The sequence below is a fragment of the Tatumella sp. JGM118 genome (genome assembly GCF_018257515.1).
In the GTDB taxonomy this organism is placed as follows: domain Bacteria; phylum Pseudomonadota; class Gammaproteobacteria; order Enterobacterales; family Enterobacteriaceae; genus Tatumella; species Tatumella terrea.
On the sequence record NZ_JAERJR010000003.1, the window covers coordinates 248,085 to 262,151 of the forward strand.

The window sequence follows — 14,067 nt, forward strand, 5'->3', positions numbered from 1 at the left end:
CACCTCATTGCCCTTCCGGGTTTTCCGGAATGCGTTATCTTTAAGACTTCTTCCGGAATATTAATGATGGTCAGGAACAGTTAATGGATACCTTACACGCCCTACTGCACGCACTCTGGCAACAGGATTTTGAAACGCTCGCCGATCCTTCTCTGGTATGGGCTATTTATGGCATTTTATTTATCATTTTATTCCTGGAAAATGGCCTGCTGCCTGCGGCATTTTTACCGGGCGATAGCCTGCTCATCCTGGTCGGCGTGTTGATCGCAAAAGGGACCATGGGCTTCCCGATGACCCTGTTTATCCTCACCGTTGCGGCAAGTCTGGGGTGCTGGGTCAGCTATATTCAGGGGCGATGGCTGGGCAATACGCCGCTGGTCAGGAAGTGGCTGTCTCACCTTCCGGCACAATATCACCAGCGGGCGCATGCACTTTTTCACCGGCACGGATTATCTGCATTACTGATCGGCCGTTTCATTGCCTTTGTCCGCACATTGCTGCCAACCATTGCGGGTATTTCCGGACTGAGCAGCGCCCGGTTCCAGTTTTTTAACTGGTTTAGCGGATTACTCTGGGTTGTTATCCTGACCTGCGCCGGCTTCGCCCTCGGTAAAACCCCCTTATTCCAGAAGTATGAAGATCAGCTGATGTTTTGTCTGATGCTGTTACCTCTGGTGTTGCTGGTTTTTGGTCTGTTCGGCTCGTTGTATGTTCTGTGGCGTAAACGTTCTCAGCAAGGCGGGAAATCTCTGTAATGTCCCGCCAAACGCTGTTCTCCAGGTATCGGCTGCTCCCTTTTATCGTGATCGTCGCGTTGATTATCCTCGCGACGATACGGCTGATGCCTGGCATGGTCGTGAGTGACCCGGTCGTACGGATTATGGTGACCCATAAAGGGATGAGCCTGCCGGATGGTTTCTTTCTTTACCAGCAGCTCACCGCCAGAGGGATCACGATAAAAAGTATTACCCCGGGCCCTGATAGTCTGGTGATCCACCTGGAAAATGAAGAGCAGCAACTGGCTGCCCGGCGTATCCTTAGTCACATCTTATCGGCAGGGTATATCACGGCCTGACCCGGCGGCAGCATGCCGGAAAGAGGCGCTTTCTTTATTTCCTCTCTGCCCTGACTTTGAACTTTCTGCCAGGGCTATCTATACTCAGATAACTAAGTAAAACAGTCAGGTAAATTTGCAGTGACATCACACAGATGTCATGCACTTAGGCCCGGGATAAGAGATCCTGATGAAGAGCGTAGATGGTCTGCTAATTGTGCTGATGATATTACCGGTCACTGCCGGTGCCCGCGGGACCCACTGTCCGCGATACCCTCAGGACAACATTAACAACATTGAGTATGAAATCTCACTGGCGAGGCAGCATCACAATCAGCACAGGATCGACGGCCTGAAACAGGCATTAGCCGGAATTCAGCGCCAGTGCTCCCGCAGCAAGGTCACCCGTGCTGCGCCACACCCGGCATCGCCCTGATAACGCAGAAACAGAGACCCTTTTTCTGCGGTTTGAAAAGTCTCTTTTAAGTGCCTGTGTGCTTTTCTCCGCCCGGCGGAGCCAACCAACATCTTTCAGAAGGAGTTTTATATGGCTGATATTCCATCTTCAAAGGATCTGCGTGCTGAACTGTCTGCCCTGGCGGACACACTGGAAGAAGTACTGAGCGGGGCCAGTGATAAATCAAAATCTGAAGTCGATAAGTTACATAAAAAAGCACGGGCAACATTAGACTCGACCCGGGAAAGCCTGGGGGAATCCGGTCAGCAGCTCAGTAAAACCACCCGTGAAGCGGCACAAAAAGCCCATGAATATGTCAGCGACAATCCATGGCACGGCGTCGGGATCGGTGCGGCGATTGGTGTGGTCTTCGGTATTCTTATCTCGCGTCGATAATTATGGATAATCATTCACCGAACGAAGGTCCGGGAAAAGGCCTTATCAATGTCGGCCAGCGCATGGTCACGACCCTGGTCAGTATTGTAGAGACCAGGGTTCGTCTGGCAATTGTCGAGTTAGAAGAGGAAAAGGCGAATCTGATCCAGATGTTGCTGATGGTCGGATTAACCATGCTTTTTACAGCGTTCGGACTGATGAGTTTGATGATCCTGGTTATCGTTGCTGTAGAGCCTCAATATCGTCTGATGGCAATTGCTGTTACCACCGGGGTGCTGTTTGCTCTGGCACTGATACTGGGTATCTGGGTCATTGTTAAATCCCGGCGTTCGACCTTGCTGAGCAGTTCCCGTGAAGAACTTTCCACGGATCGTAAGCTACTGGAGGAGCGTCAGTCATGAGCCGTCGCGATATAGAACGACGTAAAAATGCCCTGCTGGTTCTGGTTCAGCAACAACGGCTGGATTTAAAAGCCTGCGAGCGTGACTGGTATCAGGGGACTGCCCGGTATGACACTCTGTGGCATACCGTCGTAGGATTACGCCGTTATATTGCGATCGGTAGCGGACTGGCGGCGGTCTGGTCTATGCGCCATCCTGCGTTTATTGTCCGCTGGGCCAAGCGTGGGTTCGGTTTATGGAGCAGCTGGCGGATGATCCGTAAAGCGCTGCCACGGCGCTAATAAGCGACTCTCTTTTCAGTCAGCGGCTCGCTGACTGAAAAGCTCTTCCCCCCACAGGCCGGAATAAGGCCGAAGTTGTACTTCGCCGCCCTTTTATTCCCCGTCACGCCTGATACTCACCTTTTTTCTATCACACAGAACGTTATCCCGGGAGCACTGGATGGGCATGCTACAGGAAGGTCGCTGGGTCGACATTGGCTATGATACGACAGCCAGTCAGGGCAAATTTGTCCGTACACAGTCACAATGGCGCCATTGGATCACGGCCGAGGGTCAGGCCGGGCCGCACGGAGCGAGCGGCTTCGCGGCTGAGCCGGGACGCTACCATCTGTACGTGTCGCTGGCCTGTCCATGGGCACACCGGACGCTTATCCTGCGACAACTGAAGCAATTACAGAAGCTCATTAGCGTCTCCGTCGTTCACCCGCTGATGCTGGAAAATGGCTGGACATTCGCCCGGGATTTTCCCAGGACAGACGGTGATCCACTTTATCAGCTGGACTACCTGTATCAGCTGTATCAGAAAGCCGATCCTCAGGCGACGACACGGGTTACGGTTCCCGTGTTATGGGATAAGCATCGTGAAACGATAGTCAGTAATGAATCAGCAGATATCGTCCGTATGCTGAATACGGCGTTTACAGAGATGGCTGCCATAACGCCCGACTATTATCCTCAGGAATTGCAGCCACAGATCGATGCCCTCAATGCATGGATCTATCCGCAAATTAACAACGGTGTTTATCAGGCAGGCTTTGCCACCAGCCAGCAAGCCTACGATAGCGCGGCAGACGCGGTGTTCGACGGGCTGGATAAAGCGGAAGAGATCCTGTCACAGCAACGTTATCTGGCCGGAGAACAACTGACCGAAGCCGATATTCGTCTGTGGACCACATTGATCCGTTTCGATGACGTCTACGTGACGCATTTTAAATGCCATCGCCGTCGCATCAGCGATTACCCGAATCTCTACGGCTACTTACGCGATATCTATCAACAGCCCGGTATTGCCGATACGGTGGACCTCCGCCATATTTGTCACCACTACTACCGCAGCCATCCGCATCTTAATCCCGCCGGCATTGTGCCCGACCGTCTGCAGCATGACTGGCTTGCCCCGCATCACAGGGATGCTGGCTGACGACAGTACCGCTGCCGGGGACCGCAGGCGGCGGCATTGTGCCAGGCCTTCTGCAGCTCGACAGGCTTGCCCGGCATCACAGGGATGCCGGCTGACGACAGTACCGCTTCCGGCTGCGCGGTGTTACCACCGCGAGGAAGTCTGATATTTTGTCAGTAAGCGCGGGATCTCGCGCAGGGCCCAGGCTTTCGCCTCCCCCATACTGTCCCGTCGCCAGGCCATAATGATATTAATGTCGGCTTTATACTCCGGACTCACCACCTTCAGACGCCCTTCGGCGACATCTTTTTCTACCCAGGGCCAGGGCATGGTGGCCACACCGAGACCGGCAAGCAGGGCCTTGCGTTTATCTGCCAGTGAACTCACGGTCAGTCGCTGTTGTTTATCCAGTAACTGAACCGTAATCACCGGACGTTCACGGGCGGTATCCGCAACGGCAATCCCACGATACTTCACCCGGGTGGTTTCTGAGAGCGGCTCCGGTTCCTGATGAATAGGATGATCCGGGCTGGCCACATACACGCTCATCATGCTGTAAAGTTTACGGGTATTGATTTCGCTGGAGGTTCTGAAATGAAGTGCCGGGGCGACCACAATATCGGCTTTCCCCTGATCTAAACGCTCCCAGGCACCGGCCAGAACCTCGGTCTGCAGTGAGAGCTGAGTATTCGCCTTTTCGGCCAGACGATTGACCAGGGGGAACAGGTGTTCACAAGGCACCAGCGCTTCCGTCACGATGGACAGATGGGGTTCCCAGCCACGCGCCAGGGCTTCCGCATCCGTCGTCAGTTTATCTGCCGCGTCCAGCAACACCCGGCCGCGATCCAGCAACAGGCGACCGACATTAGTGAACTTTGTCCGGTGCCCGGAGCGGTCAAACAGCACCACATCCAGCTCTTCTTCCAGCTTTTGCATGGTGTAACTGAGGGCTGAAGGAACCCGACCGAGTTCATCAGCTGCGGCGGCAAAACTACCGCGCCGCTCAATGGCATCCATCACGCGCAGCGCTTCAAGTGTCAGTGCCCGTTCTCTCACAATCGGATTCTCTTTCAGTAAATTTGAACAGAGCAGGCAGATTAACTGGCTAACATTCAGCCGTCCAGCGCTTTAAGATAAATGCAGAATATCACTGGCCGGAGGAAAAAAATGTTTAGGCTAAGAGCCGCTGAAAAGTGTGGCAGTGCTGACTATGGCTGGCTGAAGTCCCGATACAGTTTTTCCTTCGGACACTACTTTGACCCGCAATTACTCGGTTTTGGCTATCTGCAGGTACTTAATCAGGAAGTGCTGGCAGCGGGATCGACCTTTCAGCCACGCAGTTTCCCGCGAGTGGATGTCCTGAATATTATTTTGCAAGGTGAAGCCGAATACCGTAGCAGTGACGGTCAGGTGACATCGGCACGCGCCGGGGATGCACTGCTGTTTGCCGGTGATAATACGATTTTCCGCGAAAGTAATCCCTCACCGGCGACCGATCTCGTCCGTTTACAACTGTGGTTGCAGACCTGTCCGGAACAAAATGCGCCTATCCTGCAACACCGGCCGTTACCGGCCAATGAGCAGTCTGTACTGATCGCCTCTGGCGACGGGCAGCAAGGCAGTCTCAAACTCCGTCAGCAGATCCGGGTCTTTCAGCTTTCGTTACAGCAGGAAGAGATACAGAATTTTCCCCTGCACGGGTCACATTGCTATCTGCAGTCTGTGTATGGCGAAGTGGCACTGGGCGGAGAGAATACTTCCCTTCAGGCCGGTTGCGGAGACGGTGTATTTATCAGCGATGAAAAACAGCTGAATATTACCGCCGTAAGCGACTGCCGGTTGCTGATTATTGATTGTTGCGGGAGTGAGCAGGCAGCCTGAACGGCTGCCTGACAGGGCTGTTATTGCAGTAAAGTAAATGCGGTCGTAACGTGTTTTACTCCGCTGATCTTACTGGCAATCTCTGCGGCGGCCTGGCCTTCCTGTGCCGTCACCAGTCCCAGCAGAAAGACTTCTCCCTGCTCTGTGGTCACTTTCACATTCGACGATTTCACTCTGTCGCTGGCCAGCAACTGTGAACGTACCTTCGTGGTGATCCATGTATCTGTCGAGGAGGTACCCAGGCTTGCATTGGGTCCGATACGGATTTCGTTATACACCTCGGTAGCCCCTTCGACACCGGCGGTGATCTGCTTCGCTTTATCCGCGACAGACTGATCCGGAGCCTCACCCGTCAGCAGGACTTTACCCTGATAAGCGGTGGCGTTGATATGCGCGGCTTTGACCTGCTTATCTGTCGCCAGGGCATTAGCGACCCGGAGCTCCAGCGTGCCATCATCCACCTGAGTCCCGACGGTACGCGGGTCAGTCGCGGATTTTGTGGCCACCGCAGCACTACCAATCACAACAGCAGCACAGCCCTGTAACAACAGAGCAGACATCACTACGGCTAACACAGAAAATATTTTCATCAATGCTCCTTCAATTATTCCTGCTGGGGAAACAGCGTGTTATCGATCAGTTCACACAGACAATTCACCGTCAGCATATGCATTTCCTGAATCCTTGCACTGCGATGAGAGGGAATACGAATTTCGACATCATGCGGACCCAGTAACCCCGCCAGTTCTCCGCCATCATAGCCGGTTAATGCGACAATCGTCATATCGCGGGTCACTGCAGCTTCCACGGCTTTGACGATATCCCGGCTGTTACCATGGGTCGAGATTGCCAGTAACACATCACCCGCCTGGCCCAGCGCACGCACCTGTTTAGCGTAGATTTCATCATGTTGCCGATCGTTTCCGATGGCGGTAAGCATAATGTTATCGGCACTTAATGAGACTGCCGGCAGGCTGGGTCGTTCATTTTCAAAGTGATTTATCATCGTTGCAGTAAAATGCTGAGCATTAGCGGCGGAGGCACCGTTGCCACAGCTCAGTATTTTGTGCCCGTTAAGTAACGACTGAACCAGCGTCAGCGCCGCCCGGGAAATCGCATCCGGTAATGCTTCTGCCGCCGCTATCTGCGTCTGAATACTTTCGGTAAAACAAGACTTTATTCTTTCCTGCACACGACCACCTGATAATTACATTTCGGTATCAAAAGCGTTTTTAATCCATTGCACATCACTTCCTGTGACGGCAATGATATCAAAACGACAGTCATCCGTAGCAAAACTTTGCTGGCGGGCGGCAAGCCATGCCGCTGCGGCGCGAAGAAGACGCCGCTTTTTTTCACGGGTGATGCTTGCCAGCGCACCGCCAAAGTGATCATTTTTTCTGAAACGGACTTCAACAAATACCCATCCACAGGTATCACGCATAATGAGGTCTATTTCACCGTAACGGTAGCGAACATTACTGGCGACCCACTCCAGTCCGGCCTGTTGTAAAAAGTGGCGTGCCCGCCACTCATACCCTTTACCGGTCAGTGTGCGGTCTGTGGCACCGGCACGATTTCTCCCTGAGAATACTGATTCCATGACAACGTCCTGTCGATCACACAATTTGAGCCGGCACTCAGAATACCGGTATTTCCGTCGATCTGATAACCGGTACTGTTCCGTAACTGGCTAAAGTGGTTAGCCAGCGTCCAGGCATCCACCCCCATCGCATACAGGCGTGCCAGTGAGTAGTCGTTATTAAACTTCTTCACTGCCTGTTGCATCAAAGCAGGGTTCGCCCCGGACAGCAATGGGATATCACTGAACTGCAGCCCGTCCATCTCAAGACGGAAATCCGGGCCGGCTCCGGACTGAGAACTGCGGGAGCTGGCATAGAGGGCAATATTACTGCGGGACCCGGTGCGCATGGTGATCATCGGCTTTATCAGCGCAAGTTCACCCTGGCTGGCCACAATGTACACAGAATCGATATTGCCGGATGCCGCGGCAGGAGCCTCAGGAGCCGTCTGTGGTGCATTAAAGGTCATCCCCGCCACGGAGACCGCAGAACCGGCGGTGTTATTCGCAGGCTGCACCGTGACCGGTGTTCCGGTCATTGCAATGCCCGAATTACTGTTTATACGGGCTTTCAGGTCGGCAATCGAACCGAAAGTTTGCTCTTCAACCTGGGAACCGCCCAGCTTTTGCCATTCCTGCGCGAAGGCATTCGCCACCCGTTGCCCATAACTGTTCGCGGGAATTAACAGCAGTGGCATCTGCTTATTTTGCGCCCGGATATGGCGAGCCGCATCACGGGCTTCATCTTCCGGAGAAAGGGCGAAATAGCACATATTGGCATGATTCTGTAAGCCGTCCGGTTCATTCAGCGCCAGGATATTGAGCGGGGTGGACGTATTCGCCACTTGCTGCACATTCTCTTTCAGCAACGGGCCAACGACCAGGGTTGCGCCGTCGCTCTGAGCTTGCTGCAGTATCTGATCCACGGGCCTGGTATTGGTATCATAGACCCTGATCTGCGCCTCACTGTTCGCCGGTGCGGTAGCAGGAAGTGCCGGGGTGGCGGGTGTTGCCGGAGTCGCGTTCACCTGCCCTGCCGACGCAGCAGAGGGATTTCCCGTTGCCGGGTCCGTCAGCGATGTCACCGACGCGGCGGAAGGACTGACCACCGCATTCTGGCTGACCGGAGCGGCGGGAGCGGCGGCGGCCGCAGGACGGGTGGCGCTGATAGGCATATCAGCACTGCCGACCACCGGTGCTGAGGTCCCGGACGGTGCCGCCGTTGCAGGCGAAGCTTGTCCTGCGGAGGCTGCTGAGGTTTGCGGTGACGATGCCTGCGCCAGCACACCGTTACGGGCATCCTCAAACCCCTGCTCTATAGCCTGCGAGAAAATCGCCGCCGGGCCACTTAACGGAAGTAACAGAGCAATAGTGTTGGTCGAGGCCGCCGTCATATTCATACTCTGCAGCAATCCGGCAGGCAGTCGTTTCGACGCCGGGTTATCCGGATAACGGATCTGCCAGTCTTTAACCCCCGCTTTCAGTGCATCCTGATTATTATTGCTGCGGTAGTACACTCCCAGCAGATCGAGCCAGCCCTGCAGAATATTTTCGTTGGCATTAATGACAAAGTTATTTGCCTGCGGCTGAGGGATCGCACGCAGTGCCTGCCAGGTCGCATTAATGTTCTTCTGCTGTTCGTCCGCAGACGGCAACAGAGGCTGAAGAGCAATAAAGGCCCGCAGGGTATCCAGCGTCGGTTGTGCGGCGGTTGCCGCAATATAGGTACGGTAATACCGGCCCTTCTGATCGGCAGATAAGCTGCTCAGGTCAATCGCTTTCAGCGACGGCACGGCGTCAGCGGCATTATGCACAGATACCGCGTATTGCGCCTTCAGTAAGCTCAGCTCCTGCTTTTGCACTGTCGTCAGGTTATCAGGGAGTGTCTGCAGCAGTTTTGCAGCGTCCGGGGCTTTACCCTCGTTGATTAGCGCGCGGATTGCGAGTAATTGCCAGCCGGTCTTGCTATCATCACGACTTTGCTGCATTTGCTGCAGGTAATAGGCAGAGGTGCCAGTTTCCGCGCCCTGCACATCAACAGCAGGTGCCGGGGGCTGCTGAGTGGTACAGGCCGCCAGAATCAGCCCGGCGAGAACGACGGGGACAAAACGCCCTGCTTTACGACGATTCACTTTTGAAAGAAGCATACGGTATCCGGTTATGTTTTTCTCAGAACGCCTAATATTAAATCGGCAATTCGGATGAAACAATGAAACAAAACGATCAGACAGAGATTTCTGCGGGCACGCTCTACATTGTCCCGACCCCCATTGGTAACCTGGGCGATATCACTCAGCGTGCGCTGACTGTCCTGTCAGATGCAGACTTGATTGCCGCAGAAGATACACGCCACACAGGTATGTTACTACAACATTTCGCAATCAATGCGCGCCTGTTCGCACTGCACGATCACAATGAACAGCAAAAAGCTGACCAACTCATCAGCCGCTTACAGGCGGGTCAAAGTATAGCCCTGGTCTCCGATGCAGGTACGCCATTAATCAATGATCCCGGCTATCATCTGGTCAGTAAATGCCGGGAAGCCGGACTGAAAGTTGTCCCCCTCCCCGGTGCCTGTGCGGCGATCACAGCATTAAGTGCCTCGGGATTACCGTCCGATCGATTCTGTTACGAAGGATTTCTGCCGGCGAAAACCAAGGGCCGCTGCGATGCCCTCCGCGCCTTAGTGCAGGAACCGCGGACGCTGATTTTCTATGAATCTACCCACCGCTTACTGGACTGCCTGCAGGATATGGTGCAGGAGTTAGGTGGCTCCCGCTATGTGGTGCTGGCACGGGAAATTACTAAAACCTGGGAAAGCATTTACGGCGCGCCGGTCGCGGAGCTGCTCGCCTGGGTCCGCGAGGATGATAACCGCCGTAAAGGTGAGATGGTGCTGATTGTCGAAGGTTATCATGCCGATGAACAAGCACTGCCTCCGGAAGCCTTACGGACACTCGGCCTGCTGCAGCGCGAACTGCCGCTGAAAAAAGCCGCCGCCCTCACCGCTGAAATTCATGGCGTGAAGAAAAATGCTTTATACCGGTACGCGCTGGATCAGAAGGAAGATCAGGAAGACGCGTGACAAACGGTGGCAAATGCCCTATCATCCGCCGCCGAAGCTGACCAGACAGTCGCCGCTTCGTCGTCGTCCTTTCGGGGAGACGGGCGGAGGGGAGGAAAGTCCGGGCTCCATAGGGCAGGGTGCCAGGTAACGCCTGGGAGGCGCAAGCCTACGACCAGTGCAACAGAGAGCAAACCGCCGATGGCCCGTTTACGGGATCAGGTAAGGGTGAAAGGGTGCGGTAAGAGCGCACCGCGCGGCTGGCAACAGTCCGTGGCACGGTAAACTCCACCCGGAGCAAGGCCAAATAGGGGTTCACATGGTACGGCCCGTACTGAACCCGGGTAGGCTGCTTGAGCCAGTGAGCGATTGCTGGCCTAGACGAATGACTGTCCACGACAGAACCCGGCTTACCGGTCAGCTTCGACTCATTCGATACAATCAGGGGCTGTTTCTTACCGCATACCGGATAACCGGGCGCGGAAGGAGCAGCCCCTTTTTGTTTCCGCTCTCTGCCAGCGCGGATTGATATGGCCTGCCGGCATGACCTGGCAACGCCCGGCCGGTGCCGGACATCGCCGGCCTCCCCCCGCAGGAACGTCTGAACGTCAGGGCAACTGCTCTGAGACCAGCTGCGCAAACTCACGGATTGCCGGTGCCAGATTGCCCTGGTCCGGGGCAGATAATAGCCACAGATAGTTTTCCGGGCAGTACTCTTCGCTGGCAATCACCTGCAGGCTTTCGCGTAACGGGCTGTTTTCCAGCACCGCCAGAGGCACAATGCCCACCCCTGCCCCGTTCGCCACCAGCTGTAACTGCAGATGGATACCGGCGCTTTCCACATTCACTTTAAACGGGCTTCCCTGCTGCTCCAGATAGCGGATGACGCCGGCGCGTAAGCCACAACCTTCCGGGTTCACCACCCAGCCCAGCCTGGCCACCTCACTGAGCGTCATACCTTCGCTGAATACTCCCTGACGGACAATCACGCCCACCGCCAAAGGCCTGAGCCGGGTCGCGCGGAGCGTGTCGGGGATGGTCAGATTTGCCGGTCCGATAGCCAGCATCGCATCCAGATCAAGGTTTTCCAGCCGTGATAATAACTGGCCTCCCCAGCCGCAACTGACCGTCACATCGGCCTCAGCCGAATGCGCATTCAGGCCGGCGAGTGTCCGGGACAGGCAGAGTTCGCTCAGGCTTTGCGGTAACCCCAGACGCAGCGGGCCACGGGCCTCTCCTTCCTCATTAGCCAGGGCATACAGACGCCGGGCTTCACGCTTCAGCGTCAGACATTGCTGGTAGACCCGCTGTCCGACCGTAGTCAGGCGTAAAGGTTTGGTCTGCCGGTCAAGCAGCCGGGTACCCAGAGACTGCTCCAGACTTTGCAAACGGCGGGTAATGGCTGACTGGGTGATCCCCAGATGATCTGCCGCCTGACTCAGAGAAGAAAACTGCACGACTGCCAGCAGTGCGTCGATATCGTCTATTCGCATACCCGTCTCTTATGAACTTTACGCATATTAACTTAGCTTAAAATTGAATTTTAGGAATGAAAATCCCTTTGCTAACGTAAATATCACATTTCATAGTTGCAGGGAATTGTTATGCATTATCCTTTTATGCCCCGTTCACGTTTAACTTTGCTTACTGGTCTGCTGGGGATCTGGCTGACCCTGACCGGCAACTCGTACGCTAATACGGCAGAACCCACCCTGGTGATCGGCGACCAGGCCCGGATCTTACGAAGTCTGCTGGAAACCTCCGGAGTGTTACAGGGCATCCCCTACCATTTGCGCTGGGCTAACTTTCAGGGAGCGGCCCCGCTGTTTGAGGCCCAGCGGGCAGATGCGGTAGATACCTCCTACGCCGGAGACTTACCGGTCATTCAGGCCCTGGCGGGCGGAGTAAAACTGACCATTATTCTCACCGAAACAGGGACCGGAAAAGGCAATGCGATCATCGTGCCGGCTGACAGCCCCCTGAAAAGTATCCGTGATCTGAAAGGCCGGCAGGTCGTCGTCTCCTCGGCGGCAGGCAGCATTTCTCAAAATCTGCTCTACCTGGCACTGCAGCAGGCCGGGTTATCGCGGCAGGATGCGCCGATCCGTTTCGTACTGCCGACCGATGCCAGCGCCGCCTTTAGCAGCGGGCAAATCGGGGCGTGGGCAACCTTTGACCCCTATCTCGCCGTGGCTGAAGAGAATGGTGCCCGAAAACTTACCGATGCCAGTCAGCTGACGCCCTCTTTTTCTTTCCTGACAGCCACCACCGCGTCACTGGACTCCCCTGCCAAACGTCAGGCGATCCGGGATTTTGCGCGCCGCGTTCTGCGGGCAAGAGTGTGGGCTATCCGCCATCCGGCGTTATATGCCCAAAGCTACGCTCAGCTGAGCCAGCTCCCCTACCGCACCGCGCAATTAATCACCTCACGGGCGCCTTCCGGCTCGCGCAGTGTCAATGCCAGCGATATTGCCAGTCTGCAGGCCACCGCCGATCGCTTTTATGGTTACGGCATTCTCCCGGAAAAAGTGCATGTCAGTGAGCATGCCGCGCCGGATTTCCTCCGGTAAGAAGGTCTGGGGCCTGTTATATCAAATAAGCATAGTAACTAATGTTAAAAATGAATTTTGATCATATTAACCGCCGTTTTACAGTATAAAAAATACGCGCCCCTGACAGGAGCGTGCCTGATATGACCATGACGCACGGGAACCCATTATGAGCATTGAGTTTATCGGTATGATCAGCCATCGCCTGGCCTCAGAAACCCTCCCTCCCTCCGGTCCGGTATTTGATGCTGATTACATCACGCGTATTGCCAGGGCCCATGAAGCCGCAGGGTTTGACCGTCTGCTGGTCGCCCATGCCTCTGACCAGCCGGATGGCTTTCTGGTCGCCGCTCTCGCCGGCTTGTCGACGGAAAAAATTAAATTTCTGTTAGCTCATCGTCCCGGTTTTGTCTCGCCGACACTGGCTGCCCGCAAATTTGCCACCCTGCATCAGTTACTCAATCACCGTCTGGCGGTTCATATCATCAGCGGTGGCAGTGATGCCGAACAGCGCCGTGATGGTGATTATCTGGATCATGACCAGCGCTATGCCCGTTCAGAGGCTTTCCTGCAGGTGGTCCGTGATATCTGGACCAGTGATAAACCTCTCGATATCCGTAACGATTTTTATCAGGCAGAACAGGCCGTCTCGGCGATCCGTCCTCCGGCTGAGCACCCTGTGCCGGTATTTTTTGGGGGCTCCTCCGAAGCGGCTATCCGGGTCGCCGGTAAGCATGCGGATGTGTACGCCCTGTGGGGGGAGTCGCTGGCCGGGACACAAGAGACCATCGAACGTGTCCGTGCTGAAGCCGCACGCCATGGACGGACCGTCGGTTTCAGCGTGTCATTTCGTCCGATTATCGCCGATACGGAAGAGGCGGCCTGGGCAAAGGCCGATCACATCCTCGCGGTGGCGACCGAACGTCAGCGTCACAGCGGACCGCTGAAACGGGATAACAAACCCCAGAGTATCGGGGCACAACGGCTGCGGGCTATTGCGGAGTCGGGAAAGGTTGTCGACAAACGACTGTGGACAGGGATCGCCCGACTGGTCGGAGGGGGCCAGAACTCTACGGCACTGGTCGGTACACCGGAGCAGGTTGCGGATGCCCTGCTCGACTACTACGACCTCGGTGTCCGTCACTTTCTTATCCGTGGTTTTGATCCCCTCAACGATGCCGTTGATTACGGTAAGGCCTTAATACCGCTCACCCGGGAAAAAGTAGCCCGCCGTGAACAGGAGCAGGAGGTACGCCAACGTGCCTGAGGTTAATCAGCAGAG

17 protein-coding genes and 1 other RNA gene are annotated in these 14,067 nt (G+C 55.2%); 12 read left to right on the forward strand and 6 right to left on the reverse strand.

Features of this window, described 5'->3' with window-relative positions; all coding sequences use genetic code 11:
• The first annotated feature begins 83 nt into the window (after window positions 1-83).
• From JK223_RS05230 to JK223_RS05260, 7 genes are all read left to right on the forward strand, one after another.
• A complete protein-coding gene (locus JK223_RS05230) occupies window positions 84-755 on the forward strand; it encodes a DedA family protein (protein WP_212713161.1) in 672 nt (223 codons plus the stop codon).
• A complete protein-coding gene (mzrA, locus tag JK223_RS05235; RefSeq protein WP_212713162.1) occupies window positions 755-1,075 on the forward strand; it encodes an EnvZ/OmpR regulon moderator MzrA in 321 nt (106 codons plus the stop codon). The genes JK223_RS05230 and mzrA overlap by 1 nt, the downstream gene beginning before the upstream one ends.
• Window positions 1,076-1,244: 169 nt before the next feature.
• The gene (locus JK223_RS05240; RefSeq protein ID WP_212713163.1) at window positions 1,245-1,490 is read left to right on the forward strand and encodes a DUF1090 family protein; all 246 of its coding nucleotides are present in this window, start codon (window positions 1,245-1,247) and stop codon (window positions 1,488-1,490) included.
• A gap of 111 nt (window positions 1,491-1,601) precedes the next feature.
• Window positions 1,602-1,907 (forward strand): YqjD family protein, encoded by a 306-nt coding sequence (locus tag JK223_RS05245; protein ID WP_025901122.1) that lies wholly within the window; start codon window positions 1,602-1,604, stop codon window positions 1,905-1,907.
• A 2-nt stretch (window positions 1,908-1,909) separates the two neighbouring features.
• A complete protein-coding gene (locus tag JK223_RS05250; RefSeq protein ID WP_212713164.1) occupies window positions 1,910-2,308 on the forward strand; it encodes a phage holin family protein in 399 nt (132 codons plus the stop codon).
• Complete coding sequence (locus tag JK223_RS05255) at window positions 2,305-2,589, forward strand: YqjK-like family protein (protein ID WP_212713165.1); 285 nt, start codon at window positions 2,305-2,307, stop codon at window positions 2,587-2,589. Before JK223_RS05250 ends, JK223_RS05255 begins: the two co-directional genes overlap by 4 nt.
• A 160-nt stretch (window positions 2,590-2,749) precedes the next feature.
• Window positions 2,750-3,730 (forward strand): glutathione S-transferase family protein, encoded by a 981-nt coding sequence (locus JK223_RS05260; RefSeq protein WP_212713166.1) that lies wholly within the window; start codon window positions 2,750-2,752, stop codon window positions 3,728-3,730.
• 123 nt (window positions 3,731-3,853) lie between these two features.
• On the opposite strand, the gene JK223_RS05265 is transcribed toward JK223_RS05260, so the two are convergent.
• The gene (locus tag JK223_RS05265; RefSeq protein ID WP_212713222.1) at window positions 3,854-4,768 is read right to left on the reverse strand and encodes a LysR family transcriptional regulator; all 915 of its coding nucleotides are present in this window, start codon (window positions 4,766-4,768) and stop codon (window positions 3,854-3,856) included.
• Between the two features lie 108 nt (window positions 4,769-4,876).
• Between JK223_RS05265 and JK223_RS05270 the strand changes: the two genes are divergently transcribed.
• Window positions 4,877-5,590: a pirin family protein gene (locus JK223_RS05270; RefSeq protein WP_212713167.1), complete on the forward strand. Its 714-nt coding sequence runs from the start codon at window positions 4,877-4,879 to the stop codon at window positions 5,588-5,590.
• Between the two features lie 20 nt (window positions 5,591-5,610).
• Here the strand turns inward: JK223_RS05270 and dolP are convergent, their stop codons facing one another.
• The 4 genes from dolP to JK223_RS05290 are packed head-to-tail and all read right to left on the reverse strand — an operon-like array spanning window position 5,611 to window position 9,319.
• A complete protein-coding gene (dolP, locus tag JK223_RS05275) occupies window positions 5,611-6,180 on the reverse strand; it encodes a division/outer membrane stress-associated lipid-binding lipoprotein (protein ID WP_212713168.1) in 570 nt (189 codons plus the stop codon).
• A 14-nt stretch (window positions 6,181-6,194) separates the two neighbouring features.
• Window positions 6,195-6,782: a DnaA initiator-associating protein DiaA gene (gene diaA, locus JK223_RS05280; RefSeq protein ID WP_212713169.1), complete on the reverse strand. Its 588-nt coding sequence runs from the start codon at window positions 6,780-6,782 to the stop codon at window positions 6,195-6,197.
• Between the two features lie 15 nt (window positions 6,783-6,797).
• Window positions 6,798-7,193, reverse strand: a complete 396-nt coding sequence (locus tag JK223_RS05285; protein ID WP_212713170.1) for a YraN family protein — start codon at window positions 7,191-7,193, stop codon at window positions 6,798-6,800.
• The gene (locus JK223_RS05290; protein ID WP_212713171.1) at window positions 7,139-9,319 is read right to left on the reverse strand and encodes a penicillin-binding protein activator; all 2,181 of its coding nucleotides are present in this window, start codon (window positions 9,317-9,319) and stop codon (window positions 7,139-7,141) included. Before JK223_RS05290 ends, JK223_RS05285 begins: the two co-directional genes overlap by 55 nt.
• Before the next feature lie 62 nt (window positions 9,320-9,381).
• On the opposite strand from JK223_RS05290, the gene rsmI reads away from it, so the two are divergent.
• Complete coding sequence (rsmI, locus tag JK223_RS05295) at window positions 9,382-10,257, forward strand: 16S rRNA (cytidine(1402)-2'-O)-methyltransferase (RefSeq protein WP_212713172.1); 876 nt, start codon at window positions 9,382-9,384, stop codon at window positions 10,255-10,257.
• Window positions 10,258-10,290: 33 nt separating this feature from the next.
• Window positions 10,291-10,665: RNase P RNA component class A (gene rnpB / locus JK223_RS05300), an RNA gene on the forward strand.
• Between the two features lie 179 nt (window positions 10,666-10,844).
• Here the strand turns inward: rnpB and JK223_RS05305 are convergent.
• On the reverse strand, window positions 10,845-11,729 hold the full coding sequence (locus JK223_RS05305; protein ID WP_212713173.1) for a LysR family transcriptional regulator: 885 nt from the start codon (window positions 11,727-11,729) through the stop codon (window positions 10,845-10,847).
• A gap of 111 nt (window positions 11,730-11,840) precedes the next feature.
• Here JK223_RS05305 and JK223_RS05310 point away from each other — a divergent pair, with 111 nt between their 5' ends.
• Together JK223_RS05310 and JK223_RS05315 are read left to right on the forward strand one after the other, a co-directional pair.
• On the forward strand, window positions 11,841-12,806 hold the full coding sequence (locus JK223_RS05310; RefSeq protein WP_249213484.1) for an ABC transporter substrate-binding protein: 966 nt from the start codon (window positions 11,841-11,843) through the stop codon (window positions 12,804-12,806).
• A 148-nt stretch (window positions 12,807-12,954) separates the two neighbouring features.
• Entirely contained in the window at window positions 12,955-14,052 is a 1,098-nt protein-coding gene (locus JK223_RS05315) for an LLM class flavin-dependent oxidoreductase (RefSeq protein WP_212713174.1), read from the forward strand.
• Window positions 14,053-14,067 lie beyond the last annotated feature (15 nt).

Excerpts from the sequence above, each read along its gene's own strand:
- JK223_RS05230 (WP_212713161.1), top strand. The coding sequence starts at position 84 with ATGGATACCTTACACGCCCTACTGCACGCACTCTGGCAACAGGATTTT.
- JK223_RS05245 (WP_025901122.1), top strand. The coding sequence starts at position 1,602 with ATGGCTGATATTCCATCTTCAAAGGATCTGCGTGCTGAACTGTCTGCC.
- JK223_RS05310 (WP_249213484.1), top strand. The coding sequence starts at position 11,841 with ATGCATTATCCTTTTATGCCCCGTTCACGTTTAACTTTGCTTACTGGT.
- JK223_RS05315 (WP_212713174.1), top strand. The coding sequence starts at position 12,955 with ATGAGCATTGAGTTTATCGGTATGATCAGCCATCGCCTGGCCTCAGAA.
- rsmI (WP_212713172.1), top strand. The coding sequence starts at position 9,382 with ATGAAACAAAACGATCAGACAGAGATTTCTGCGGGCACGCTCTACATT.
- JK223_RS05260 (WP_212713166.1), top strand. The coding sequence starts at position 2,750 with ATGGGCATGCTACAGGAAGGTCGCTGGGTCGACATTGGCTATGATACG.
- JK223_RS05290 (WP_212713171.1), bottom strand. The coding sequence starts at position 9,319 with ATGCTTCTTTCAAAAGTGAATCGTCGTAAAGCAGGGCGTTTTGTCCCC.
- JK223_RS05255 (WP_212713165.1), top strand. The coding sequence starts at position 2,305 with ATGAGCCGTCGCGATATAGAACGACGTAAAAATGCCCTGCTGGTTCTG.
- JK223_RS05250 (WP_212713164.1), top strand. The coding sequence starts at position 1,910 with ATGGATAATCATTCACCGAACGAAGGTCCGGGAAAAGGCCTTATCAAT.
- JK223_RS05285 (WP_212713170.1), bottom strand. The coding sequence starts at position 7,193 with ATGGAATCAGTATTCTCAGGGAGAAATCGTGCCGGTGCCACAGACCGC.
- mzrA (WP_212713162.1), top strand. The coding sequence starts at position 755 with ATGTCCCGCCAAACGCTGTTCTCCAGGTATCGGCTGCTCCCTTTTATC.
- JK223_RS05305 (WP_212713173.1), bottom strand. The coding sequence starts at position 11,729 with ATGCGAATAGACGATATCGACGCACTGCTGGCAGTCGTGCAGTTTTCT.
- JK223_RS05240 (WP_212713163.1), top strand. The coding sequence starts at position 1,245 with ATGAAGAGCGTAGATGGTCTGCTAATTGTGCTGATGATATTACCGGTC.
- JK223_RS05270 (WP_212713167.1), top strand. The coding sequence starts at position 4,877 with ATGTTTAGGCTAAGAGCCGCTGAAAAGTGTGGCAGTGCTGACTATGGC.
- dolP (WP_212713168.1), bottom strand. The coding sequence starts at position 6,180 with ATGAAAATATTTTCTGTGTTAGCCGTAGTGATGTCTGCTCTGTTGTTA.